The following is a 26,365-nucleotide window of genomic DNA, read 5'->3' as shown; positions in this document are numbered from 1 at the left end:
ATGGATAAGTATCAAATCAATCATTTGGATGAACTGGAAGCAGAGTCAATATTCGTGATTCGCGAGGTGGCTGCTCAGTTTGAGAATCCCCTTATGCTCTTCTCAGGAGGCAAGGATTCGATAGTGATGTTTCACCTGGCAATAAAGGCTTTTTATCCGGCAAAGCTGCCTTTCTCCTTGCTTCATATTGATACGGGCCACAATTTCCCAGAAACGCTGGAATATAGAGACTGGTTGATGGAGAAATACGGTGCCACCTGTCTTGTGCGCTATGTGCAGGATTCCATTGACAAGGGGCGTGTGGTTGAGGAGACCGGTTTCAATGCAAGCCGCAACAAGCTGCAGACAGTAACCCTGCTCGATGCTCTTGAGGAACTCAAATGCGATGCTGCCATGGGTGGCGGACGTCGTGATGAGGAAAAGGCAAGGGCCAAGGAGCGCTTCTTCTCTCACAGAGATGAGTTTGGTCAATGGGACCCAAAGAATCAGCGTCCTGAACTATGGAATCTGTTTAATGGCCGCAAGAATATTGGTGAGCACTTCAGGGTCTTCCCAATAAGCAACTGGACCGAAATGGACGTTTGGCAATATATCTATCGTGAAGGAATTCAACTTCCTTCACTCTACTTCACTCACAAGAGGGAGGTCTTTGAACGTGATGGTGTAATTATGGCTACTGCTCCCTTTATGAAACTTAGGGATACAGAGGTAGCTCGTGAGATGAATGTTAGGTGCCGTACCATAGGTGATATTACATGTACCGGACTGACTCTCTCGACCGCCAACACTCTTGAGGACATTATACAGGAGGTTGCCGCATCAAGGGTAACTGAACGTGGAGGGCGAGCTGACGACAAGCGTTCGGATGCAGCCATGGAGGACCGTAAGAGGGAGGGTTATTTCTAATTTATTCAATCGACTGTTATGAGCGGAAAAGATACCGGTTATTTAAATATGGAGCTGCTGCGCTTTACTACGGCAGGCAGTGTTGACGACGGCAAAAGTACTCTTATCGGCCGACTCCTGTACGACTCAAAGGCAATCTTTGAGGACCAGCTTGAAGCTATTGAAAGAGCCAGTAAGAAGGCAGGGGGCGAACAAGTAAACCTGGCCCTATTGACAGACGGACTTAGGGCAGAAAGGGAACAAGGTATTACTATTGACGTTGCTTATAGATATTTTGCCACTCCCAAAAGGAAGTTTATTATTGCCGATACCCCAGGACATATACAGTACACCCGTAATATGGTGACCGGGGCCAGTACTGCAAATGCAGCAATAATCCTTATAGATGCCCGCAAGGGTGTACTGGAGCAAACCCGACGTCATGCCTATATAGCCTCTCTGCTTCAGATACCCCACCTTATTATCTGTGTTAACAAGATGGACCTTGTCGATTACAGGGAGGAGGTCTTCTCCGATATTAAGAAGGATTTTGAAACTATAGCTTCAAAACTTACTGTAAGGGACGTGCGCTTTGTACCCATCAGTGCGCTTGAGGGTGACAATGTTGTGACTCGCAGTACCAACATGGAATGGTACGACGGTCCGACCCTTCTTTATATTCTTGAGAATATCCATATCGGTAGTGATATCAACAAGGAGGACTTCCGTTTTCCTGTGCAGTTTGTTATCCGTCCTCAGTCAAAGGAATGGCCAGACTATCGTGGATATGCAGGACGCATAGCCAGCGGAGTAATCTCAGTAGGTGACAGGATTACCGTACTGCCCTCAGGATTCTCATCCAGGGTTCAGGGTATTAACCTCGAAGCGGCAAATCTCGACAAAGCTTTTGCTCCGCAATCAGTAGCCATCACCCTCGAGGACGACATAGATATCAGCCGCGGCGATATGATTATAAAGGAGTCAAATGGCACAGCCCCGCGTGTGGAGCAGGATCTTGATATGATGATCTGTTGGTTTAACGAGCGCCCACTTGTTCCCGGCGGTAAATATGCACTCAAGCACACAAGTGCCGATGTTCGTTGCATGATAAGGGAAGTAAAGTACAAGATGGATATCAGCAACCTTGAGAAGAACCAGGATGACCTGACGATAAAAATGAACGATATAGCCCGTATCTCAATACGCACTACAAAACCTTTGTTTGTTGATTCTTACAAGACCAACCGTATCACAGGAAGTGTAATACTGATTGACGAAGGGACTAATGAAACCGTAGCTGCGGGAATGATTATTTAAAACCTAAGCCTTTTATTTGTTAACCTCCAGATCCGAAGCCGGGCAGGTGTATTTCACCTCCCGGTTTTTTAGGACATCCCCGGAAGCAACTCGATAAGCGGAGTAAGGATATTCTGCGTTTGTCTTAGCTCCTGTGGTGGTGCTGCAACCTTAATAGCTAGCGGAATAATGCCTACCTCGACCTGTTTGCCTAGCATTACCGGTTCACCATCCACGTGTCCCTGCAAGTCTTCATGGTACTCAATGCTTACATGAGGAGCCTTGATAATAGAGTCGTATTTATTCTGGTCAATGCTCATATCTATCATGCTGAAGAGCAGTGCAGGAGCAGTGTATTTGGGAAACTCCCTGATAAGGCAGATATCTATCAGGCCGTCGTCAACCTTGGCCTGAGGTGCAATATGGATGTTGTTGCCATACTGAGTAGAGTTTGCAAAACTGATCAGAAAGGCCTCCAGTTCCTTGCTATGCCCGTCGATTGTCATCTTATAACGGCAGGCTTTGTACTTGGAAAACTCTCTTGTGATAAGCTGCATATAGGCAAGGGGACCACGGTTACGCCTTGTAGCAAACTTGTGGCTGATATGCGCATCAAAGCCTATACCTGCCATATTGAGCGCATAGTATCCGTTCATTGAGATTACATCAATGGGAGTAATCACAGGGTTGTTCAATGCCTTTACAGCATTTGCTATACGAAATGGAATCTCCATATGACGGGCCAATCCGTTGCCTGAACCAGTCGGAATGATACCCAATGCAGTTTCGCTACCTATCAGACCGCGACCTGTCTCATTCACGGTCCCGTCTCCACCTACGGCAACCACTATATCGTATTTACCGGCTGCTTCAGTACTAATCTCAAAGGCGTGTCCCTTATGCTGTGTGTAAGCTATTTCGTATTGCCCTGTCTTGCGGTCAATGCCGGCATTTATGTACTCCTCAATACTCTTTTGCCTGCCAATACCCGATACCGGGTTGATTATAAACAATATCCTCTTCATATCAAATTAAAACCTCCAGCCTAGAGTAACTGCAACAATGTGATCCTTGTTTTTCATCTTTGCCATTTTCTGGTACTCATCGGCAACAAAACCTGAGTAATACAGTGAGTAGTCATAGTCTTGATCGCGCAGCATATATCCTAAGTCTATATACATATTGTTCATACGGTAGCCAACACCAAAGGAGTAGGTCATGAGCTCAGTTTTATTTTGGAGATACGAACTATATGGGTTCTGGGTCCAGGAAAAACCACCCCTTAGAGAGATTACCTCTGCTGGTCTGAACTCTGCACCAAGCCTCACACTGTGTGACGGCTTGAAAAATTTCTTTAGATCATTGTTCAGGTCGTTGTAATAGCTGGTATTATCTGCCGAGGATGTGGACCTGTCTTTGAAACGCATTGCATCATAGTCGGTAAACTCATAGTCAACGCTTACCAGCCCCTTATTTGATATTACAAAGGCTGCACTCGCATTAGCCTTGTAAGGAGTTCTGAAATTATAAGAGTATTCCTGTATGTCACTCCTGAAACTCCCTTCTTCTGTATAACCACTCTGAGGGGTAACCTTGTAGTAAGCCTCTTCGTCAACAGAATACAATGTTGGAGAGTGGAATGAAAATCCTAGACGAACCGGATCAACAGGTTTATAGATAACACCCACCTTGAGGTTGACGCCAACTGATGAACTTGTCAGATGATCGTTGAGTTCGTAATTGAATAGGTAGTTCCAGTTGTTATTTGCAGTATTGACCACTTCAACATGGCTGATAGTCCTTTTGTAGTTTTCTACTGCGATACCTATCAGACCACCGATGTAAACCTTGTTGCTGAAGTTTAAACCACCTGCAATATGAAACTCACCAGCACTTCCGCTCTCAGTGATCAGTCTCTTCTGATTTAGCCCCTCAGGAAGACCCCAGATGGGCTGACCGTTTTCGTCGAGTTCTTCGAAAGCATGGTAGTATCCGGTTGGCAAATCGTGGTCGTCATAGACATCTTCATCCAGCGGATCTATCAGGTATGAATCGTACATCACCCTAATGCGTGGAAAACTATACATCTCATTTGGACTCAGACCGTCTGCCTGATATACTATCTCATCAAGCAGAGAAGAAGGTACTTTATAAGCCTGTATAAAGGACCTGCGGTTGAAGTCTGCAGTTCGCTGATACCCAATCGAGAAGTGGCTGCTTACCAGTCCACTGGTCACTTCCCTCATAGGCCTGTAAGTTCCTACAAAACCAATCTGTTGTAAGGGAAAACTTATCTTGTCATCATCTGCTGAATACCCGTAATAGTTACTGTTTGTATTATTGATTGTCAAAGAGGGGGTGAAGTTAAATTCACTGGAGCGGTAAACAGCTACACCGGCCGGGTTGATACCGATACTGGTATAGTCGCCTCCCAGGGCGCCTGCTGCATTGCTTAGAGAAAGACTTCGTGCAGTACCTATAGGCCTGTTTAGCGAAAGGCGAAGGGCGTCATCAGGTGCCTGTGCCATCGTCAACCCTGCTGCCGAGAATATGCTTAGTGTGAGAATCAACTTCTTCATGATCATTTCAATTAATGAGTGTCACATCTGGCTCCGGTGTTCTGCGACACCGGAGACTTATTGTTATAACTGCTCTATCTGCTATTGGAGGACCTGATTATCTTCTGCCGCCGCTACGTGTAGCTCCACCTGAAGAACTGCCACCTGAAGAACTACCACCTGATCTGCTGCCACTATATGATGATGAACTACGACTAGGTGTTGAGTAGCTGCTTCCTGATGAGCTGCCTGAAGAACTGCTTCTTGATGGTGCAGAATAACTGCCACCTGAAGAACTACCACCTGATCTGCTGCCACTATATGATGATGAACTACGACTAGGTGTTGAGTAGCTGCTTCCAGATGAGCTTCTAGATGGAGCTGAGGTTGAAGAACCACGTTGATACACTGCAGTACTACCGCTCTTTGGTGTAGCAGATGGTTGTGTTGCAGTTCTTGGCGTACCGATAGTTGTACTGCTTTGCTGTACACTCCTTGTTGAACCTTCAGTACCTGACTGAACAGTTCCGGTAGTTTGTGCAGGACGAGGTGCATTGCTTACCCTTGTATAGGAAGCTCTGTTGTAAACCGGACGGCTTGTATTATCCCCTTGTGAATAGGTCGGAGTTGTATAACTTCTCCTGGTTGGAGTGGCCTGTCCACTTTCTGACCCTGTTGTCTGTCCGCTCTTGACAGTGCTTTGTCCACCTCTTGAAGCAGCTTCTTCGCTGGCTCTGCGTGCTCCGGCATCAGTAACAGTGCTTCCGCTTCTTAGGCTACCGTCTGCTTCAGACCTGAGGCTTCTGGGTTCATCGTTTCTCAATGACCTTGGTGTGGTTGATCTTATGTCACCCTGAGTTCTTGTTTCACCACGAAGACCTCTTTCATCAGTTGTACTCGGCCTAGTAGCAATGTTGCTGTCCTTACGGGGACCGGATACATAATTGCCGGGTCTAAAGTAATAGTTTGGTTTGTAATAAAGTTTGCTGTAGTAATACCATGGGTCATAAAAGTCGTACCTTGAATAGAAGCCGTTATAGTATCCATGCAAACCAAAGCTCCATCTTGAAAATGGTGATCCCCAGCCATAGAATGCATATGGGTAATTACCATAGGTATAATAAGTACCGTAATGAAATCTGTCAAAGTAATAATAATCATACCAACGATTAGTCCATGTTGGAACTGCATAGGCATAGTGACCATCAACATACACATTCCAGTCATAGCTGTTAAAATAGACTATCTCACTGTATAGAGGAGAGTAATATGGAATACGAATTGCCGGTCCATGGAAGCGGATTAACCTTTCGGCATAGCTCCTGTCAAAATCAGAACCATTGAATCCATTTACCCAATAACCGGTCTCATCGTTATAGTAGATCAATGTATCAGTATTCTGAATGTTCTCATCTTTCAAAACAGATGCATATTCATTCTGGATCTGTGAGAAATCCCTTGTGTCTTCATAATAAGCACCACGATTTCTCTCATACTCCCTTTGCTGAGCAGCAAGGGCCCTGCTTTCCGCCTTTTGTTCCTCTCTGGTCAGAGTAGGCACAGGGTCAAATGCGTCATAGTTATTCTCACGACTTTGACCAGGAACATAATACACGTCGTCGTAATAGACGCCGGGGCCTGCCACTCTTCCTGTACCACATGCTCCAATCAACATCAGCAGGCTCATTGCAGATAAAACTAGTCTTGCTTTCATGATTAGTCCTCCTCGTTGGTTTTTTAGTATAACAGCAAATTACATACCAAAAACCATTATAAATTAATAAAAATCAAAGGCTTTCTGAGCTTTTTTCAGGGTAGAGTTTTAGTATGATGAAAGTAAGACTTTTCCGTCAAAAGCGCCCTTGTTTTCGGGAATAATCCTGAAATATTTCTATTTTTGGAGGTTTAAAACGTAAATGTCCCAGAGGACGTTTACGCAATTTCCCTGAAATAGTTTACAGATTAAATAATAGTTCAGTTTATATGGCAAAAGAATTGACAAGTCGCTCCGAAAGTTATTCGCAGTGGTACAATGACCTGGTCATCAAGGCCGACCTTGCCGAGTATTCGGCTGTAAGAGGTTGCATGGTGATAAAGCCTTACGGTTATTCGATATGGGAAAAGATGCAGAGGGCACTGGATGATATGTTTAAGGAAACCGGTCACACCAATGCTTACTTTCCGCTCTTTATTCCAAAATCCTTCTTCAGCAAGGAAGCTAACCACGTTGAAGGTTTTGCAAAAGAGTGCGCCGTGGTGACTCATTACCGTCTTAAGAATGATCCTGACGGCAAGGGCGTTATTGTAGATCCTGAGGCCAAACTTGAAGAGGAGCTGATTGTCAGGCCTACTTCGGAAACAATTATCTGGAATACTTACCGTAACTGGATTCAATCATACCGTGACCTGCCTATTAAGCTAAACCAGTGGGCCAATGTGGTTCGTTGGGAAATGCGTACCCGTCTCTTCCTGCGTACTGCTGAGTTTCTCTGGCAGGAAGGTCACACTGCTCATGCCACTAAGGAGGAAGCAATAGAGGAAACTGAGACTATGCTAAATGTCTATGCCCGCTTTGCAGAAGAGTGGATGGCCATGCCGGTTGTCAAGGGTTACAAGACTGCAAATGAGCGTTTTGCCGGTGCACTTGAAACTATGACTATGGAGGCCTTGATGCAGGATGGTAAGGCTCTGCAATCAGGTACTTCTCACTTCCTGGGTCAAAATTTTGCTAAGGCCTTCGATGTACAGTTTACCAACAAGGAAGGTAAGCTTGATTATGTCTGGGCTACTTCATGGGGTGTATCAACCCGTCTGATGGGAGCGCTTATAATGTCTCACTCTGACGACCATGGTCTGGTGCTGCCTCCGAAACTTGCACCTGTCCAGGTTGCTATTGTTCCTATCTACAAGAACGACGAACAGCTGGCTCAGATCAATGAGGTGGCTGCAAAGATATGTGCTGAACTCAAAGCTCTGGGCATCTCTTACAAGTACGACAACGACGATACCAAGAAGCCCGGATGGAAGTTTGCAGAGTACGAACTCAAGGGAGTTCCCGTCCGTCTTGCAATCGGTCCAAGAGATATCGAAAATCAGACTCTGGAAATGGCACGAAGGGATACGCTGACCAAGGAGGTCGTTCCCATGGCCGGTATAGCTGATCAGGTTAAAGTCCTGCTTAACGACATCCAAAGCAATATCTTCAGGAAGGCCTATGCCTACCGCGAAGCCAATACCACTGTGGTTGATGACTATGAGGAATTTAAGAGACTGCTTGACGAAAAGGGCGGCTTCTTCCTCTGCCACTGGGATGGTACCAGCGAGACTGAAGAGTTGATCAAGAACGAGACCAAGGCCACCATAAGGTGCATACCTCTCGAAGGACCAGTTGAACCAGGTAAATGTATGGTGACAGGTAAACCCTCCGCACGTAGGGTTCTGTTTGCACGTGCATATTAGAAATGGATTTAATTGTTTAGCCATATGACACTTGTAGAGCGTTTTTTAGAGTACGTATCATTTGATACTCAGTCTGATGAAAACACCGGGTTAACACCTAGTACTCCGGGACAAATGTTCTTTGCCAGACATCTGGCTGACGAACTAAAACGCATCGGCTTGTCAGAGGTTAAACTTGATGATAATGGTTATTTGACGGCTACCCTGCCGTCAAATACCAATCATGACGTGCCCGTCGTTGGTTTTATTGCTCACCTCGATACAAGCCCTGATTTTAGCGGTAAGCACGTCAAGCCCAATATTGTCAGGAATTACGAGGGTGGCGATATTGCGCTTGATGCCGAAGATGGCATTTATCTTAAGCCGGAGGATTTTCCAGAATTGCTGCACTATGTAGGCCAGGATATTATTACTACCAATGGTCATACTCTACTTGGAGCCGACGATAAGGCAGGCATTGCCGAAGTTGTGACAGCAATGGAATACCTTATAAGGAATCCTCATATCAAGCACGGCAAAATCAGGATTTGCTTTACTCCCGATGAGGAAATAGGACAGGGGGCTGATCACTTTGATGTAAAAGGATTTGGAGCTGACTTTGCCTATACTATTGATGGTGGTGAGATTGGTGAATTGGAGTACGAGAACTTCAACGCTGCTGTAGCTCAGATTACAATCTTTGGCCGCAACGTCCATCCTGGCTATGCCAAGGGCAAGATGCGCAACTCAATAAGGATAGCCAACCAGCTTATTACGATGCTTCCAAGACATGAGACTCCCGAGCATACCGAAGGCTATGAAGGTTTCTATCACCTCAATTCATTCAACGGGGATGTAGAGAGAACCGAACTTACCTTTATCATAAGGGACTTCGACAGGGATAGGTTTGAAATGCGCAAGAAGGAAATGCAGCACCTTGTCAACAAGGTTAATGCAGAATTTGGTGAAGGTACCGTAGTACTTGACATCCGTGATCAGTACTACAATATGCGCGAGAAGATCGAGCCTGTAATGTACATCATTGACCTGGCTGCAGAGGCTATGTTGAAGTCGGATGTTGAAGCCCGTATAGTGCCTATCAGAGGTGGAACTGACGGAGCAAGACTATCTTACATGGGACTGCCCTGTCCAAATATCTTTGCAGGTGGGCACAACTTCCACGGACGCTTCGAGTTTATTCCAATCCAAAGCATGGAGAAGGCCACACAGGTAATCCTTCAGCTTGTACAACTTATCGAGAGTAAGGGGACTTCTGAATAAGGGTTTTTGGCCCGCCTCAGGTATTTCTGATGCATAGAAGAAAGTCTGCCTTCAGATAGTCTCCCATGGTTAGCGTGATTTGTCCTGGTATAATCTGCTACCCGAGACCATCTGTTGCCTGATGCTGTAATGTATAAGCTACCCTTTATGGCCTGAAAGGCTTATGAACATGCACACCTTACTATACAAGGCATAAGCACCTTAGCATTGAGGTATAAATTCCAGTTATATTCTATCAGTTTTATTTAGGCAATTAAATACCACTATTTCTTGGGGGCTCGAAAACATTGCGTAATTTTGTTCGTGAAGCACTGATATAGATTAACAATCGGTAGTAATTCAGTTATATTAATTATAATTCATCTAAAAAATTAAAAGTATGGCAGTTTTAGTTGGTAAGAAAGCGCCTTCCTTTATGGCTAAGGCAGTTATCAACGGCGGTGAGATCGTTGAGAATTTCTCACTCGACCAGTATATTGGTAAGAAGTATGTAGTATTCTTCTTTTATCCAAAAGATTTCACCTTTGTATGTCCTACTGAGATCATCGCATTCCAGGACAAGATTGCTGAGTTTGAAAGCCGTAACGTAGCAGTAGTTGCTTGTTCAACAGACTCAGAATTCTCTCACTGGAAGTGGCTGCAAACCGAAAAGAAAGAAGGTGGTATCAAGGGTGTTAAGTTCCCATTGGTAGCCGACGGAGCCATGACCATTGCAGATGCATACGATGTGTTGGCAGGTGAATATGACTACAACGAAGAAGGAGCAATGATCTTCAATGGTGAGCCAGCTGCTTACCGTGGCTTGTTCCTGATTGACAAGAATGGTATCGTTCGTCATCAGGTAGTTAATGATATGCCTCTTGGCCGTAGCGTTGACGAAGCTCTGCGTATGGTGGACGCTCTTCAATTCTTCGAAGAAAACGGTGAGGTTTGCCCAGCAAACTGGCACAAGGGTTCTGAAGGTCTGAAGGCCACTCAGGAAGGCATCTCAGAATATCTTGGTAAGAACTAAGAAACAAGCACGATAGAGAATTCCAACTCGTAGCTGTTTGGGTTGTCACCTCCGGGTGACAGCCCTTTTTTTTCTCAGGGTTTCCTTCTAAAGCCGACCATCCTGTATTACTCGGATCCAATGCTGGTATACCGCTTGTTAGTCTGTTGTATTTAATTTATGTGATAGCCTTGATTCCTCCTTTCGACATTTTTGAAGATGTTATATTTTTCCTCGTCGAAAGGATAATCCCAACATCCCAAACTTTGATACAGTTCTCCGCCAAATCCTGTTTTAAACTTAAATAAGCCATAAAGAGGATGGCTTGCGTCATTGTTTGGTGAGATTCCAAACATATCGTACTCCTTACATCCCTTTTCCTTTGACAGCCTTATTGCATGCCATTGCAGAGCATAAGTAGCCATAAAGTTTCTGTTTGAGCTTGAGGATGCCCCGTATAAATAAGAACTACGATTGCCTGATATTATTAAGAACATTGCTGCCAATGGTACGTTGTCAACTTCCGCTATCAGGTAATATACTTCCGCGGGTGATTTGGTTTTATCTGCTTTGGCTGTTAGAATTGCTTCAAAGTACTTGATATCATTAAGGTAGATGCCATTTCTGTTAGCTGTTTCAGTATATAACCTGTACCAAATGTCTAAATCGCATAAGTCAGCAATTCTAACAGCAACACCTTTTCGTTGGGAGAGTTTTATATTGTACCTGGTCTTGGGTTTCATCCTCGACATTATTGTATCAAACTCCGATTGTAAGTCAAGATACAAGGTGTTTGTAGGTAGTATATTGGTCCCTGATTTGCGTAGATTCCAGTTTACCGTGTTGTAATTAAATCTGATTTCCTGTGACTTTATCGAAGGCTCTGAAATTAGGCTATCGTGATTATTTGTAACAGAACTTTCTTTTGACCAAAAGCTCTCCCAACGCAAATCGTACCTGACCATAAAACAGCCTTTGGGGAGGACTGAACGTAGGCATTCAGATAATTCTTCCAAAAACACACCTCGGAACTCATCTTCCGGTTCCAATTCCGGGCCATAAGGCACGTATGCGATACTATCGGTATTATTCAGCCTTTGAATAAGTATCAGAAGATCTGAATTAATGGTGCTGTCGTTACTAATATGATTGTATAAATCGCTTTTTCTTGATTTGAAATTCATGGCAATTGAATCAAGACCGACTTTTCTTTTTACAATCGACCAGAATGCTGTTTGTTGAACTATAGAGGTCTTGTATAATTCATCAATATCCTTTTTAAAAACATCCGATAACATAATCTCTACTTAGTTGATATAATGATTTACCTGGAAATGAATTAGTATTCATTTCTTATTAAGTTTAGTGGAGCTCTTGTTAAAATGGTGGGATTCTTTAATAAAAAGCCGGAATCCTTTCTGAAATATCTTAATTCTCTTTTATGAGTATAGAACCCAAACCGCTGATTGCATCCTGAAGGTCGGCCCCTGACGGTTCCTGGAATACCTTGAGATCAAACTCGGGAATTACAGCTAGTATATGATCGAAGATATCGGCCTGCACACCTTCATAATCAGCCCATTTAGTACTTGCAGAGAAGGTGTAAACCTCTATAGGTAAACCCTTTTCAGTTGGCTGAAGATGCCTGATAAGCATCGTCATATCCTGATTAAGTAATGGGTGTCTGCGACAGTAGTTCTCCAAGTATTTCCTGAACACTCCAAGGTTGGTCATTCTTCTGCCGTTGACCTTAACCGAACTGTCAATATTATTCTCCTGGTTGTACCTCTCGATCTCGGCCTCCCTTTCAACTATGTAGTCTTTCAGGTGGTGTATCAACTTGTATTTTTCAAGCATCTCGGGAGTACAAAACTTTACGCTGCGCATATCAATGTTTATGGAGCGCTTGATGCGACGACCACCAGACTCATGCATTCCCCTCCAGTTCATAAAGGGACTTGACACAAGAGCATAGGTTGGAATCGTGGTAATAGTCTTGTCCCAGTTTTGTACCTTGACAGTATTAAGGGTAATCTCAAGCACGTCCCCGTCGGCATTATAGCCGGGCATTGAGATCCAGTCACCAACCCTCACCATTTTGTTTACCGAAAGCTGAATACTTGCAACGAAGCCCAGTATCGAGTCCTTGAATATCAGCATCAGCACAGCTGCCATAGCACCCAGTCCGGTAAATATTCCAGTTACCTTTACATTGAAGAGGTAGGCAATTAGCAAAATGGCTGTTATGCAAAAGAGTATTATCTTAAGCAGTTGCACATAACTCTTGATGGGTCGCGAGGTGGAGTATGGTCTGGTATTGTAAATATCTTCAAGCACATTCAAGAGGCCGCTGACCGTAAAATAGGCAACGCCAACTACATAGATTACTGCAATTGTATGTATGATTCTGCCACCTATTGGATAGATATCCAGCAGTAGCGTAGCAAGGTGGAAGATCACAAGTGCAGGAATCAGGTGCGATATCCTGTGCAGAACCCGCCTGTCTACCAGATAATCATCATAAATGTTCTTGGTTTTGCTTATCAGTTTGATACCATAATGCAACAAAAGCCTCCTGGTTATCCAGAATACCAACAGACTAATCACTATGATTATAGATAACCTTATAGAAAAGTCAATCAGTTCTAAAACCAGAGGAGGTAAATCAGACGATTCGAATAATCCACTTATACACTCACTTAAAAAATCTGAGAGGGATACCACGCTATCTAACATTTCAGCACTTGAATTTTGGTTTCTATCCTCTGCAAAACTACCCAAATATTACTATATTGCCAAGAAAAACAGGGATTCCAAAGGTTTTACCAGTTCCGGAGCCCCCTGATGACCACCATTTTGAATGAATAATTGAGATAGTGGAGATGAGAATTTTGAATTGTAGAAACCTGATCCTTACAGCTGTTCTGATCCTTTCACAGACCCTGAATGCACAGGATGTATTTGACTGGGAAAGAATACTACGTGTGGACCTTACCCTTGTTGGAAATAAAAGTTACCAGAACGCTTATATAGCGTCGCTAAAATATTATGACGGTCGGGTGAGTGCACCCGACCGGGCTATTTCACCCTTTGATTACGGTAGTTACCGTTATATGCTGATCGACCCACAGAGGGGGGACACTCTGTTTTTCCGCAGTTTCTCAACTCTGTTTGAGGAATGGCAGAGTACTGCCGATGCGATTTATTCTGAGAGGTCTTTTCAACAGAGTATCGAGATGCCCTTCCCACTAAGAGAACTCAGACTCTTGGTTGAAGTCCGTAACAGAAGGGGAGAGGTCAGGCTGCTGCTTGATCAGCTTATTGATCCAAGGCATCATTCAGTATCCCGCTTTATACCTGCTGCATTTCCTTACCGCCTTGTACATGGTGATGGCAGGACCGACAGGGTCTGCTTCCTCTTTATAGCTGAAGGTTATACTGAAGCTGAGACTGAAAAATTTTACAGCAGGGCGGCTAAGGTGGCTGCAGAACTCCTCAATCATGAGCCGTATAAGGCAAACAAGGATCTGATAAATATATATGCCCTGGCAGTGCCATCACCCGAAAGCGGATGCGATATTCCTACCATTGGAGAATGGAAGAATACTCCCTTTGATGCGACCTTCAACACCTTTGGTATTGAGCGCTATCTTGAAAGTCTTTCTACATGGAAGATCTATGATGCGGCAGCACAATTGCCACACGATCATATTGTGTTGCTTGTCAACACAGATAAGTATGGTGGAGGAGGTGTGTACAACCACTTCTCGATATTGACTGCAGATCACCCACTGGCAGGTATCATACTTATTCACGAACTGGGGCACGGCTTTGCAGGACTTGCAGATGAATATTATGAGAGTGCTACGACCTATGAGGATTTTTATGATCTGAATAGCGAACCGGCTCAGCCAAACCTTACAACCTTGGTGGACTTTGCATCCAAGTGGCAGGATCTGATTAAGGATGGTGTTCCTGTTCCCACTCCTGCTGATAAGGAATATGAAGGGGTAACCGGAGTATTTGAAGGGGGTGGTTATGTAGCCAAGGGAGTGTACAGACCGTCCATCGATTGCCGTATGCACAGCAATCAGGCCGAGGGTTTTTGTGAGGTTTGTACCAGAGTACTCGAAAGGACCATCAGGTTTTCTGCAGGACAGTAAGCCCGGATGCAAATAGCTCATAGCATCAGGTGCTATTCCCGGGCTTGAATCTGGCTAATCTATTTGTTGGCCCCGGGTCAGGCGATAACTAAACCCGTAGATCTTACATTTCGGGAGTGTGGTTGCAATCAGTTGGCAGTTGGCTAGTGATCTTAGCACTGGTATATAGTATATTTGGATTAGCATTTCTGAAAGAGGGATATGATAAGTAAGGATTTGAGGTTATATAAACCAGAAAGAAAGACAATGGACTATGTAGCAGACAGGTCGGGTTACGACTCGATGGTTTACCGCAGATGCGGACGCAGTGGAATCAAACTCCCGGCCATATCACTTGGCCTGTGGCATAACTTCGGATCTGTGGATCCCTACGCTACACAGCGCGACATCCTACGCTTTGCCTTCGACAACGGAATAACACACTTCGACCTGGCAAACAACTACGGTCCCGTACCCGGTTCTGCAGAGGAAAACTTCGGTCGTATGCTTGCTACAGATTTCAAGACATACAGGGATGAGATGATAATCTCGACAAAGGCAGGCTACCCGATGTGGCCCGGTCCTTATGGGGACTGGGGCTCAAGGAAATACCTTCTTGCCAGTCTCGATCAAAGCCTCAGGAGAATGGGCCTTGACTATGTGGATATCTTTTACAGCCACAGACCAGATCCCGAAACACCAATCGAAGAGACCATGTCAGCCCTGGACCAGGCAGTAAGGCAGGGTAAGGCTCTTTATGTAGGGATATCCAACTATAGTGCGGAACAGACCCGAAAGGCTGAGGCCATTCTGCGGGAACTGGGCACTCCTTGTCTGATACATCAACCGCGTTATAATTTGCTTGATCGCTGGGTTGAAAAAGACCTCCTAGCCACCCTTGAAGAAAAAGGCATTGGTTGCATTGTCTTTTCCCCACTGGCTCAGGGACTGCTTACTGACAGGTATCTCAACGTCATTCCTTCAGATTCACGTATCGCCAAGCCCCATGGCTTCCTAAAGGAAAAGATGCTGACACCCGAAAGGATGCAGGCATTGAGAAGCCTCAATACTCTGGCCGGTGAGCGTGGTCAGACCCTTGCTCAGATGTCACTGTCATGGTTGCTCAAGGATCAACGCATCACCTCTGTGCTCGTGGGTGCTAGTTCGGTAGCCCAGCTTAAGGACAGCCTCAGGGCTATCAGGAATCTTAAGTTTAGCGAAGAGGAGCTCGAACTAATCGACAGGTTATCTGCCCCTGCGATGCTATAATATGCGGTAAAGAGCAGGATCATTGTTATCTTTGCGACTTAGTCGAATTACTACTTATGGCAAATATCCTGTCCGTCGAGAATCTTACCCACCACTGGGGTGATATACGTTTGTTCAACTCCCTTACCTTCGGACTTGAAGAAGGCGAAAAGGCCGCACTTATTGCAAGAAATGGGACCGGTAAAACCACACTTCTGAACATCCTTGCCGGAAAACAGGTCCCTGATGGAGGAACAGTAACGATTAGGAAGGGTATAAGAACCGGTTACCTGGTGCAGGATCCTGTTTTCCCGGCAGGGAAAACAGTTATCGAGTCCCTCCTGAGCGGGGATAATGAACTTATCAAAGCTGTCAGGGATTACGAAGAGGCTCTTGAAAGCAACGACCAGGCCCTTATCGGCAAGATGGTCGAGAAGATGGATGCCATGGGTGCATGGGATTATGAGACCCGTGTAAGACAGGTACTTGACAAACTTAAGATTACTCGTCTCAATCAGCCTGTGGAGCAGTTATCGGGAGGACAACAAAAACGCCTTGCTCTGGCTGCAGTGCTGCTTGAAGAACCCGATTTCATAATACTCGATGAGCCGACCAACCACCTTGATATCGATATGGTGGACTGGCTGGAGGATTACCTGAGCCGAAACAGGGCCACTCTGCTGATGGTGACCCACGACCGTTTCTTCCTCGACAGGGTGTGCAACGTGGTATTCGAGATGGACGATGAGACTCTCTACAAATACACGGGCAACTATAGCTATTTTCTTGAGAAGAGAGACGAAAGGATAGACCAGCGCAATCAGGAGATAGATAGGGCAAGAAACCTGCTCCGCAAGGAGCAGGACTGGATGAACCGTCAGCCTCAGGCTAGGGCTACCAAGGCCAAGTACCGTATAGATGCTTACTATGAACTAAAAGAAGTCGCAGGACAAAAGACCCGTGAGGCAGACCTTTCGATAGATATCAAAGCTTCTAGATTGGGAACCAAGGTCTTAAACTTTGATAATGTATCAAAAGGCTTTAATGGTAAAACTCTTATTAGGGACTTTAGCTATAAGTTTGCTAAGGGAGAGAAAATCGGTATTCTGGGATCGAATGGCACAGGCAAGAGTACCCTGCTTAATATTATCAACGGAGATATAAAGCCTGATACTGGAAGTATCGAACTGGGCGAAACTGTCGTTGTGGGTTACTACCGTCAGGAAGGTATCAAGTTTGATGAAAACAAAAAGGTTATCGAGGTAATCAGTGAGATTGCAGACGATATAGATGCAGGCAACGGCAGGAGAATGGATGCTGCGCAGTTTCTGCGTTACTTTCTCTTCCCAAATGAGATGCACTATGTTCCCGTCAGCAAACTCAGTGGTGGTGAAAAGAAGCGCCTCTACCTGATGACCGTGCTGATGAAGAATCCCAACTTCCTTATCCTTGATGAGCCAACCAACGACCTGGATGTCTATACACTGGGAGTGCTGGAGGACTACCTTGACCGTTTTGAGGGTTGTGTACTTGCTGTATCGCACGACAGGTACTTTCTTGACAGGGTAGTGGATCAGATGTTTGTCTTCCAGGATGGCTTTATTAAGGTCTTCCCGGGTAACTATTCCCGTTACCACGAGTACATAAAGGAAAACGCAAAACCAGCAGAGCCTAAGATCAAAAAGCCGGTTGCAGAAAAGAGAGAACCATCAAGAGAAAGGCAGCGTAGGCTGAGCTTTAAAGAGAAGAAAGAACTTGAGGAACTGGAGAAGCGTATGGCCGCTCTGGAAGAGGAGAAGAAGGCTCTTGAAGAGATGATGAGTTCGGGTGCCATGGCTTCTGACGAACTGATCAAAGCCTCAGAAAGAATGGGTGTGCTGCTTAAGGAACTCGATGAGTGCGAGATGAGGTGGCTTGAGCTTAGCGAAATAGAGGGCTAGGGAATGGGCTCTAAACCTGTTGAATGGCTATTACGTGTCGAGTGACCATGTCCTTGCTTTGGAAAGTTGCCAGCGGTTTTTAGCTTCCATGTCCCTTAGCAAAATAATCCCGTAGCTGAGGCAGTTCTGAATTCATAGCCTCATCCCGGCTGCCCTCAAAAAGCACCCTACCTTCATGCAGAAATACAACCTTGTCGGCTATCCTGCTTATCGAAGACACCTCATGGGTAATCATTACTACAGTCATACCCAGCTTTTCCTTTAGCTCAAGAATCAGACCATCCAGAGCTGCCAGTGACACAGGATCAAGACCGGATCCCGGCTCATCGCAGAAAAGCAGTGGTGGATCCATAATAATAGCCCTTGCCAGAGCAGCCCTTTTGAGCATACCTCCACTCAGTTCTGAAGGATAGAGCCATGCCGCATCACTCAGGTTGACCAGTCCCAGTTTCATCAGAACCATTTCCTGGATCAGTTCCTCTGGCATGTCCGTGTATTGCTGGGGAAGCAGTGCAATATTCTCCATCACAGTCATAGAGTTGAGCAGGGCCCCGTTCTGATAAATCACACCCATCTGCAGATACAATTCGGTCTGCTCATCCTCACTAATTTCAGCTATGTCCTTTCCAAAAATATATACCGTTCCCTTCGGTGGTTCATATAGGTGGAGCAGATGTTTAAGCACAGTAGTCTTGCCCGAACCGCTGCCCCCAATTATCAGGGTGATTTCACCCCTCCTGATGCTGAAGGACACCTCATGCAATACCTGCCTGTCCCCGAATGAGGCATTTAGTCCCCTAACGCTAATTATTTCGTCCCCTTCGCTCATTAGTAGAAAGTTAATCCTAATATCAGGTCAGCAACGATTACAAGTGCGATGGCTGTGACTACCGAACCGGTAGTTGATCGTCCAACCCCTTCTGCACCCTTGTCAACCTGAAAGCCAAAGTAAGCACCCGTGGTAACCACAATACATCCGAATACAAGGCTTTTGATAATGCCGGTAAGGATATCCTTCTGATAAATAGCCCCATGCATTCGGTTGAAGAAGACCTCTGGACTAATATCCAGATATAGATAGGCGGCCACGACGCCGCCAATTATTCCACATACATTAGCTATAGTTGTCAGAAAGGGCATTGTAATCAGGCTGCCGTAGATCTTGGGCACCACAGCAAAGCGGATGGGATTAAAACCCATGGTTTGCAGTGCATCCAGTTCGTTGGTTACCTTCATAGTCGCTATCTCGGCAGCTATTGCCGAACCGCTGCGACCGGCTACCATTATTGCAGTGATTAGCGGGCCCATCTCAGCCATCATTGCAATCACAGTAAGGTCAACAATAAAGATATTGGCCCCGAAATTGCGTAACTGAGATGCCGACTGCAGGGCAAGTACCAGACCGATAATAAAGGCCATAACACCAACGATGGGCACAGCATTGACCCCTATCAGGACGGCCTGGTTGACTACCGAACCCTTGCGTCGGTGCTTTTTATTGAACAGGTCGGCCATGGACCAGTAAAAGAGTTCGGAACTCACAGAAATAAAACTCCTGATATGGGTGGTAACAAGTTCGAACATCCTGTTACCCGTCCTGTGCAGAAGACCCGGTTTCTCAATCGGTTGAGGCTGTTTGTCTTGACTAATTGCAAAGAGTCTTAGTTTTTGTTCCACAACCTCAGGTGCACCACTTATCACAACCCTGTCAGATCGGTTTTCAAGTTGTCGTCTGATATAATTTATGGCAGTACATCCTGCACTGTCAATATCATTTAGATCGCTAATATCTATGGTGAGTTGGGTAAGCTTCCTTCCCGCAATATAAGCGAAAGCCTCCCTGACAAAGGAGCCACAGTTATCCTTAGTCAGAGCAGGGCCCCATATTCTGATAACGGAGTCATCGAAACTGTAATTTACAGTGTCGGTATTTCGATGACCAAGAGGTTGTCCACTACCTACTTCAAGCCCTACATTTTGATCCCTGCCATACTCCTTGCTACGACCAGAGTCGTAGCAAGGCTGATAGTCTTGTCCCTTGTTTTCCAGGTTGCTGTTTTTCATCTCACCCGGTTCATCATTTATTACTTGATGTCGTCCAAGCTGTTTCCGTTTGCATATTCCCTTATTGCTTTGGTATCAGGTCGGGAATCGTTTCTATCTTTTGTGCGAGTGCAGCACATTCCCCTGCAAGCATTCTGCTAATGGCATCTGCAAAGAGGTTCATACTCTTCGACTTCAACTTCTCCTCACGGATGGCACGGTGAACTATCCTGATAGATCTGTCCCGGTTGTCAATCACTGTAAAATCAATAGCAAGTAAGGCATAGAACTCCTTGCCTCTGTCTTGCATCTCCATACGAGATACAGTGGTGCGGAGGATGAAATCAGCCCTTACGCCACTAAAACCTGGAGGTGCATATGCTGTCATACCGGTCCCGGAGAGGTTGGCTATCACTGCATCCTGAATTGCCAGTTGGGGTAGCACAGCCCATTCGTGGTAGTCGTAATACCTAATCCTGTTGGACTCCTCCCTGACAGCAATCTTATGACCCGCATAGGCAGGTGAGACCTCGACATTGACAACTTCCAGCAGGGCAGCGCTAAGCTTCCAGTCTCTACCCGAAACCGAGTCAACTGATTCAATGAGGTAGTAGTTCTTTTGCACAGCAGGAGCTGATCTACACGCTTCTAGCAGTAATGCAGTCAGCAGGATCATGATCATTGCTACCTTAATCCTAATCCCACTTGTTCCTGAAATAGCTCTTCCGGTTCTCATATGACGTCAAATCTTGTTATTCAGTCCTGAGCATTGACATACTCAGCTACCGACTACTCGGTCAGCCTCCTGTCCGGGCTGTCGGTATTCCTGCGCTGCCGCAGCAGCACAGAAGGATCACTGTTTATCTTGCGCGAAGCCTCCTCAAGGTTCCTCATCGTTGACTCAAGCAATATCATACTTTCAGAAAGGGATTGGCTTCCACTACTTATATCGCTGTCCATATTGTCGAGCAGCAACCTGACCTTAGCGGCCAGTGAACTAATCTCCTCAACCATCTGTTTTAGATCGGCATCCCTTAGCTTGTCAGAAGCTTCCTTCAGATTGCCTATTATTATCCTTATCGAATCATTGCCTATAATACCGGCAGCCTTATCCACAGCATAACTAAAGCGCTCTGATGACTCTTCAAGTGTTGAAGTTATCACCCTTGCAGAAGCCAAGGTATTATTTATATTCTCCTGATTAATCCTGATTATTGAGTCAATACGCAACACCGTTCTGTCGGCATTAACCGCCAGACTGTTGTAATGCTCTATCGCACTGACAAGCTTGTCCGTATTTTCCGGTTGGGTCAGTCTCAGCAGATTATTTACCACCTGCTCAGCCTTTACAGCAATATCCTCTGCACGACCTGAGATATCATCAGCAAAAGATCCGCCTGAAGGTATAAACGAGCCAGGACGCAGTCGCGGAGCCTCATTAGTACCACCTTTTATCTCTATTGACTTCATCCCGGTAATGCCAAAACTGGTGATATCAGCCCGTGAGTCCTCCTTGATAGGCAGTCCGGGCTTCAACGACAGGGTCACTATTATGCCGCTTACATCTTCAGGGTCAATGTTGATTGCAGAGATGGTTCCTACCCTGATACCCATGTACCTTACCTGAGAGCCCACTTCCATTCCGCTTACCGAGATATCCCTGAATGATACATAATAGGTCTCGGTCTTTCTGAACAGTTCGCGTGCAGTAAAGTAGGCTGTCAAAAAGAGCAGGATGGATACTCCGGTTATTATAAAGATCCCAAGGCGAGTCCGTTGAGCTTTTTGGTTCATAGAGCCATGAGTTTACAGTAACAGGAAAATTACGGAACTTCTCAGATTTTTACCAGTGTTTGGGCTTTTTTATTGCTTTTGTTGCAAGTATTGTGGAAATTACATTGTTGTTGAAACGCCAAGGGCAATAAGAGTGAGAGTACAAAAATATGGGCAGTTAATTGTGGAGTTTAAAGTCTTTTATTTTATTTTTGTTTTAGTCTAAAACTAAAACACAATGAGTGAACTAATAAACAACTCGTCTCAGAGAAAGGAGATGCTGAAGCACATGATACTTGAGCTTCACAGGGGTGTGGCACCCGAACAGGTAAGAGCCAGACTGGTCGAACTGCTCAGTCGTATTCCGTATGATGAAGTGGTAGAGGTTGAACAGGAACTGATAGCTGAAGGTCTTCCGGTAGAGGAGGTATTACGACTATGTGATGTACACACTGCTGTTCTGGACGGGCATTTAGATCTGAGCGGTGCTAAGGATGTACCTCCCGGGCATCCTGTTGATGTGTTCAGGCAGGAGAACCGTGCCCTTGAGAAAGTAGCTTCTGAGATCAGGGATATGCTTGCCGGCAGTACCTCTCTCAAACAGGAAGACTTGCCCAACTGGCTTATTGGTCTGCATGGCAAACTAAATGCCTTGATGGATGTTGACAAGCATTATCTGAGGAAGGAGTATCTGCTTTTTCCTTATATGGAGGCACATGGGATAACAGGTCCCCCGAAGGTAATGTGGGGTAAGCATGATGAAACCAGGGCTTTGCTTAAAGCTGCTATCGACGCAGTAAGCAATCATGATAAACTGACATTAGATGAATTGCAAGCTGTAATTGACTTTGGTGTAAAACCGGCAGTCCAGGCCGTACTGGATATGATAATGAAAGAGGAGGAGATATTGCTTCCTATGTGTATGGATACCTTGACAGGCGAGGAGTGGTATCTGGTGCACGTGCAAACACCGGAATATGGATTTTGCCTGATTGATCCGGAGGATGACTGGCAACCTGAGGGAGTTGAGGCGTCAGAAATAAGCTATGGAGGTGGTAGTAGTGTTCGTCTTCCAACCGGCTCATTCAGCATCGATGAACTTGCAGCTTTGTTCACCACCCTTCCGATAGATCTGACCTTTGTTGACAAGGACGACAAGGTCAAGTTTTTCTCTCACGGACCCAAGAGGATTTTTGCGCGTAACAGGGCAATACTGGGCAGGGATGTGCGTATGTGCCATCCTCCAGGTAGCGTTCATATTGTTGACAAGATAATCAACGACTTCAAGAGCGGGCGCGAAAATAGTGCTGCATTCTGGATCAATTTCAAGGATCGTTTCGTGTATATTGAGTATTTTGCGATGAGGGGAGAGAAGGGTGAATATTTGGGTACCGTTGAGTTTACCCAGGACCTGACCGAACTGAGAAAACTTGAAGGTGATCAAAGACTGCTAAACTATAAAAAGTAAGAGAAGAATGGAGATAACACCACAGACCAAGGTGGCAGAGTTGCTTGATGCTTTTCCTCAGCTGGAGGAGAAGCTGATAAGCCTGTCGCCAGCATTCAAAAAACTTAATAATCCTATACTGAGGAATACGATTGCAAAAGTTACATCCCTGGAACAGGCTGCTTCAATGGTTGGGATCAGGACTGATGACCTGATATTGCAGCTTAAGTCCTTGCTGGGAATAACAGATGCTGATGATAAGGCAAAGATTGAGGCACGTGAGAGTGAATACCTCCTGGACGAAGGGAGTCTGCCCGACTGGTACAATAAGGGCGTCATAACCGGCAGGTTTGACGCCACTGCAGCACTGGACAAGGGTGATAACCCGCTCAGGAGTGTAAATAATTTGGCCAGGGAATTGGAAAACGGAGGCATACTTGAGATAAGGTCACTCTTTGTTCCTGTACCGATGCTTGAGATATTGAAGGGTAAAGGCTTTGAGGTTTTTTCAATTAAAAGGGGGGAGGATATTTTTAGCTATATACGTCGAAAATCATAACCCAAATCTTTTATATCATGGATACATTCAGAATCAAGTCTTTTGATGAGTTCAAAGCCCGTCTTGAAACGGACCAGGAGTTGCAGGAGCAGTTCCGCAAAGACCCACTTGGGGCTGTTGGTAAGTTTGAACAGAGTCCATTGTACACGGACAAGTGGATCTACCGCATCATTGTAATAGCATTGAGTCTAATTGTATTCGCGATAATTGTAGGGGTATTATACCTGATAGGCAGCGGGAAGATAGAAGGAGATCAGGGAGTGCCGACCATACTTACTGCAATCGGTTCGGCAGCCATCGGCGCCCTTGCCGGCCTGCTGGCGCCTTCACCAAAATAATTCAACTTTAAAGTACTAACCAATCTAATCTGTGTGCTATGAGTATAATGAAAGAGTTCAAAGCCTTTGCCATGAGGGGCAATGTAGTCGACATGGCAGTGGGTATTATCATCGGTGGTGCTTTCGGTAAGATCGTAAGCTCGCTGGTCAACGACATTATTATGCCTCCTATTGGAGTGCTGATCGGCGGTGTAAGCTTTACCGACCTGGCTATTACAATCAAAGCTGCTACAGCCGATAGCCCTGCCGTAACAATCAATTATGGTAACTTTGTTCAGGTTGTCTTTGACTTTCTGATTATTGCAGCTGCAATCTTTACCCTGATCAAGGTGATGAACTCACTCAAGAAAAAGGAAGAAGAAGCACCTGCTGCACCGCCTGCTCCAAGTAAGGAAGAAACACTACTGGCTGAAATCAGGGATATCCTTAAGAACAAGTAAGAGCCCGTGTTAATAAGCCATTGATGTGTTCATCTAGATCGCTTCAATCTCCATGATAAGGGGATTGCTTATCTGTTAATCCAGTCCTTGAATGACCTGACTTTCTCGCGACTTACCACGATTTTGTCAGGTGATTCGGGACTGGTCTTTACTATCATCTTGCCATTAAACCAGGTCTCCATCCTCTGTATTGAGTCTATATGGATGATGTACTGGCGGTTGGCACGGAAAAACTTGTCAGGATCCAGTTCACCTTCCAGTTTCTCGAGCGTCATATCTATCACATGAGGCTGGCCACCGTAGGTATAGGCAGAAGTTACCTTTTGTGAACTGTGAAAGAAAGCCACCTCGGAGATATTAAGTTTGAGGAAACCCTCGACAGTGGGAACCAGAATCCGGCTACGGTATAGGGGAGTGCCACCTTCAATCAGAGTTGCCAGTTGCCTGATATCCTTCTGGTCAACATAGCGGGGTACTACCTTTAATATCTTCTCATACTTTACGATGGCTGCTTCCAGACTCTCACGACTGATAGGCTTGAGCAGGTAGTCCACACTGTTGAGTTTGAAGGCTTGTATGGCATACTCATCATAAGCTGTAGTGAAGATAATAGCCGAACTGACCTCCATATTGTCGAAGATTGCAAAGCTAAGACCGTCCGACAGATGGATATCTAGGAAGATAATATCAGGATGTCCGTTGTTTTCCAACCATTCACGGGTATCTTCGATGCTAGTGGTAGTAGCTACAATCTCCCACTGCGGACGAAGATCCTGGATCATATTTTTCAAAAGCCTCTGGGTTGGCAGCTCGTCTTCGACTACCAGTACCCTGCACTTTGTGTTCATGTCATTCATCATTGTAGGTTTCCAATTGTAATTCTTCCTGATTGAGCAGGGGAAGCGACACTTTAAACAGTCTGTCATCCTGGCTGATGACAAGTTCTTTCCGGGTAAGGAGCTTGTAGCGCATTACCAGGTTCTCAAGTCCCACACCGGTAGAGTATGAAGTTGTCTTTGGATTCAGATTATTGACTACACTAATATACGCATTATCCTCGCTTAATATCCTGATTTGCAGAGGCTGTTTGTCACTGGCCCTATTGTGCTTTATTGCGTTCTCCACTAGCCCTTGCAGTGTCAGCGGAGGCAGTTCCAGATGCAGATGGTCCGGTTTGATGTCAGTCATCAGGTCGAGGGCCACACCCATCCGGGTCTTGTGCAGGAACATATAATCGGATATAAAGTTTAGCTCATGCTTGAGTGGAATAGTGGTCGCATCCCTTTGCTGAAGCACATAGCGGTACACGTCGGCCATCTTTTGGGTGAACTTAACCGCTCCGTTGGGATTGTACTGAATCTCGGAGATTAGCACGCTGAAACTGTTGAACAGAAAGTGGGGGTTGAGCTGACTTTGGAGAACCTTGTAATCCGACTGTAGCTTGGCCTGCTTGAGCTTTTCGTTCTCGATGGCAGATAAGCGCCAGTTGTAAGCAAAGTTGCGCATTATCATTATGTTGTTGAAGAAGAGCACGAAGATGGTTCCGAAGGCAAAGGCGATGATGTACTCCTTTGACTGGGTCTTTGCAGCAAAGAAACCAAAGACCATAAATACAAACGCCATCCAGAGGAAACTGAGTGTCAGCTGAATCCGTATCCGCTTGACGAAGGTGCCGTACCATGGCGTCTTTTTGTTGAGTATCCTATTGATTATAACATTACCCTCGCTCAGCAGAACAACAGCAATAACTGCCAGTATAAGCGCTTTCCAGGGGTGTAGTATGTCCTTTAGTCCGAAGGCCTTGCCAAGTATCAGTGTGGACACCGTGGCAACGATTACTACATAAATGATTCTTCGCAGAGTAGCTCCAACACCGACACCCATCAGTTTGTCGTTCTGCTGGAAAAACTCCTCATTCAAAAAATTAGAGATACTTGTCTTTTGCATTTTAGCCACCTATGGGTTGCAACACAAAGCTATGATGAA

General features: G+C 45.4%; 23 protein-coding genes. 12 read left to right on the top strand and 11 right to left on the bottom strand.

Features of this window, described 5'->3' with window-relative positions; genetic code table 11:
- Nucleotides 1-906 carry a sulfate adenylyltransferase subunit CysD gene (gene cysD / locus M9189_RS08730; protein WP_250722416.1) on the top strand — a complete coding sequence of 302 codons (906 nt, stop codon included), beginning with the start codon at nucleotides 1-3 and terminating at the stop codon, nucleotides 904-906.
- An 18-nt stretch (nucleotides 907-924) separates the two neighbouring features.
- Nucleotides 925-2,202, top strand: a complete 1,278-nt coding sequence (gene cysN / locus M9189_RS08725; protein ID WP_250722414.1) for a sulfate adenylyltransferase subunit CysN — start codon at nucleotides 925-927, stop codon at nucleotides 2,200-2,202.
- Nucleotides 2,203-2,270: 68 nt separating this feature from the next.
- On the opposite strand, the gene M9189_RS08720 is transcribed toward cysN, so the two are convergent.
- From M9189_RS08720 to M9189_RS08710, 3 genes are all read right to left on the bottom strand, one after another.
- Nucleotides 2,271-3,206, bottom strand: a complete 936-nt coding sequence (locus tag M9189_RS08720) for a diacylglycerol/lipid kinase family protein (protein ID WP_250722413.1) — start codon at nucleotides 3,204-3,206, stop codon at nucleotides 2,271-2,273.
- Between the two features lie 6 nt (nucleotides 3,207-3,212).
- Nucleotides 3,213-4,760, bottom strand: a complete 1,548-nt coding sequence (locus M9189_RS08715; RefSeq protein WP_250722411.1) for an OmpP1/FadL family transporter — start codon at nucleotides 4,758-4,760, stop codon at nucleotides 3,213-3,215.
- A gap of 97 nt (nucleotides 4,761-4,857) precedes the next feature.
- Nucleotides 4,858-6,453, bottom strand: a complete 1,596-nt coding sequence (locus tag M9189_RS08710) for a hypothetical protein (protein WP_250722409.1) — start codon at nucleotides 6,451-6,453, stop codon at nucleotides 4,858-4,860.
- A 269-nt stretch (nucleotides 6,454-6,722) separates the two neighbouring features.
- Here M9189_RS08710 and proS point away from each other — a divergent pair, with 269 nt between their 5' ends.
- The 3 genes from proS (at nucleotide 6,723) to M9189_RS08695 (ending at nucleotide 10,470) form a co-directional block, all read left to right on the top strand.
- Nucleotides 6,723-8,198 carry a proline--tRNA ligase gene (gene proS / locus M9189_RS08705; RefSeq protein WP_250722407.1) on the top strand — a complete coding sequence of 492 codons (1,476 nt, stop codon included), beginning with the start codon at nucleotides 6,723-6,725 and terminating at the stop codon, nucleotides 8,196-8,198.
- 24 nt (nucleotides 8,199-8,222) lie between these two features.
- Complete coding sequence (gene pepT / locus M9189_RS08700) at nucleotides 8,223-9,458, top strand: peptidase T (RefSeq protein ID WP_250722406.1); 1,236 nt, start codon at nucleotides 8,223-8,225, stop codon at nucleotides 9,456-9,458.
- Between the two features lie 379 nt (nucleotides 9,459-9,837).
- On the top strand, nucleotides 9,838-10,470 hold the full coding sequence (locus M9189_RS08695) for a peroxiredoxin (RefSeq protein WP_250722404.1): 633 nt from the start codon (nucleotides 9,838-9,840) through the stop codon (nucleotides 10,468-10,470).
- 152 nt (nucleotides 10,471-10,622) lie between these two features.
- On the opposite strand, the gene M9189_RS08690 is transcribed toward M9189_RS08695, so the two are convergent.
- Nucleotides 10,623-11,747, bottom strand: a complete 1,125-nt coding sequence (locus M9189_RS08690; RefSeq protein ID WP_250722403.1) for a lipid II:glycine glycyltransferase FemX — start codon at nucleotides 11,745-11,747, stop codon at nucleotides 10,623-10,625.
- Between the two features lie 130 nt (nucleotides 11,748-11,877).
- Nucleotides 11,878-13,185 (bottom strand): mechanosensitive ion channel family protein, encoded by a 1,308-nt coding sequence (locus tag M9189_RS08685; protein ID WP_250722401.1) that lies wholly within the window; start codon nucleotides 13,183-13,185, stop codon nucleotides 11,878-11,880.
- A gap of 146 nt (nucleotides 13,186-13,331) precedes the next feature.
- On the opposite strand from M9189_RS08685, the gene M9189_RS08680 reads away from it, so the two are divergent.
- The 3 genes from M9189_RS08680 to M9189_RS08670 all read left to right on the top strand — a co-directional run bounded on the left by M9189_RS08680 (nucleotide 13,332) and on the right by M9189_RS08670 (nucleotide 17,779).
- Nucleotides 13,332-14,612, top strand: a complete 1,281-nt coding sequence (locus tag M9189_RS08680; RefSeq protein ID WP_250722399.1) for a M64 family metallopeptidase — start codon at nucleotides 13,332-13,334, stop codon at nucleotides 14,610-14,612.
- A gap of 201 nt (nucleotides 14,613-14,813) precedes the next feature.
- Complete coding sequence (gene mgrA, locus M9189_RS08675; RefSeq protein WP_473163703.1) at nucleotides 14,814-15,860, top strand: L-glyceraldehyde 3-phosphate reductase; 1,047 nt, start codon at nucleotides 14,814-14,816, stop codon at nucleotides 15,858-15,860.
- A gap of 56 nt (nucleotides 15,861-15,916) precedes the next feature.
- Nucleotides 15,917-17,779: an ABC-F family ATP-binding cassette domain-containing protein gene (locus tag M9189_RS08670; protein ID WP_250722398.1), complete on the top strand. Its 1,863-nt coding sequence runs from the start codon at nucleotides 15,917-15,919 to the stop codon at nucleotides 17,777-17,779.
- A 79-nt stretch (nucleotides 17,780-17,858) separates the two neighbouring features.
- On the opposite strand, the gene M9189_RS08665 is transcribed toward M9189_RS08670, so the two are convergent.
- The 4 genes from M9189_RS08665 to M9189_RS08650 all read right to left on the bottom strand — a co-directional run bounded on the left by M9189_RS08665 (nucleotide 17,859) and on the right by M9189_RS08650 (nucleotide 21,616).
- Nucleotides 17,859-18,608: an ABC transporter ATP-binding protein gene (locus tag M9189_RS08665; RefSeq protein ID WP_250722396.1), complete on the bottom strand. Its 750-nt coding sequence runs from the start codon at nucleotides 18,606-18,608 to the stop codon at nucleotides 17,859-17,861.
- Entirely contained in the window at nucleotides 18,608-19,843 is a 1,236-nt protein-coding gene (locus M9189_RS08660) for an ABC transporter permease (RefSeq protein WP_250722395.1), read from the bottom strand. Before M9189_RS08660 ends, M9189_RS08665 begins: the two co-directional genes overlap by 1 nt.
- Nucleotides 19,844-19,904: 61 nt before the next feature.
- Nucleotides 19,905-20,558, bottom strand: a complete 654-nt coding sequence (locus tag M9189_RS08655; RefSeq protein WP_250722393.1) for an ABC-type transport auxiliary lipoprotein family protein — start codon at nucleotides 20,556-20,558, stop codon at nucleotides 19,905-19,907.
- Nucleotides 20,559-20,611: 53 nt separating this feature from the next.
- Nucleotides 20,612-21,616, bottom strand: a complete 1,005-nt coding sequence (locus tag M9189_RS08650) for an MlaD family protein (protein ID WP_250722392.1) — start codon at nucleotides 21,614-21,616, stop codon at nucleotides 20,612-20,614.
- A gap of 217 nt (nucleotides 21,617-21,833) precedes the next feature.
- Here M9189_RS08650 and M9189_RS08645 point away from each other — a divergent pair, with 217 nt between their 5' ends.
- Genes M9189_RS08645 through mscL form a run of 4 tightly spaced genes read left to right on the top strand, consistent with a single transcriptional unit; the run spans nucleotide 21,834 to nucleotide 24,379 of the window.
- Nucleotides 21,834-23,063: a DUF438 domain-containing protein gene (locus tag M9189_RS08645; RefSeq protein ID WP_250722390.1), complete on the top strand. Its 1,230-nt coding sequence runs from the start codon at nucleotides 21,834-21,836 to the stop codon at nucleotides 23,061-23,063.
- A 7-nt stretch (nucleotides 23,064-23,070) separates the two neighbouring features.
- Nucleotides 23,071-23,601, top strand: coding sequence for a DUF1858 domain-containing protein (locus M9189_RS08640; protein WP_250722389.1), 531 nt, complete (start codon nucleotides 23,071-23,073; stop codon nucleotides 23,599-23,601).
- Between the two features lie 17 nt (nucleotides 23,602-23,618).
- Nucleotides 23,619-23,939 carry a hypothetical protein gene (locus M9189_RS08635; RefSeq protein ID WP_250722388.1) on the top strand — a complete coding sequence of 107 codons (321 nt, stop codon included), beginning with the start codon at nucleotides 23,619-23,621 and terminating at the stop codon, nucleotides 23,937-23,939.
- Nucleotides 23,940-23,977: 38 nt separating this feature from the next.
- Complete coding sequence (gene mscL / locus M9189_RS08630) at nucleotides 23,978-24,379, top strand: large-conductance mechanosensitive channel protein MscL (protein WP_250722386.1); 402 nt, start codon at nucleotides 23,978-23,980, stop codon at nucleotides 24,377-24,379.
- A 68-nt stretch (nucleotides 24,380-24,447) separates the two neighbouring features.
- On the opposite strand, the gene M9189_RS08625 is transcribed toward mscL, so the two are convergent.
- The gene (locus M9189_RS08625; protein WP_250722384.1) at nucleotides 24,448-25,227 is read right to left on the bottom strand and encodes a LytR/AlgR family response regulator transcription factor; all 780 of its coding nucleotides are present in this window, start codon (nucleotides 25,225-25,227) and stop codon (nucleotides 24,448-24,450) included.
- Nucleotide 25,228: 1 nt separating this feature from the next.
- On the bottom strand, nucleotides 25,229-26,326 hold the full coding sequence (locus tag M9189_RS08620; protein ID WP_250722382.1) for a sensor histidine kinase: 1,098 nt from the start codon (nucleotides 26,324-26,326) through the stop codon (nucleotides 25,229-25,231).
- Nucleotides 26,327-26,365: the final 39 nt, after the last annotated feature.

The sequence above is a fragment of the Xiashengella succiniciproducens genome (genome assembly GCF_023674465.1).
GTDB classification, from domain to species: domain Bacteria; phylum Bacteroidota; class Bacteroidia; order Bacteroidales; family Marinilabiliaceae; genus Geofilum; species Geofilum succiniciproducens.
This window is presented reverse-complemented; position numbering and strand designations above follow the sequence as displayed.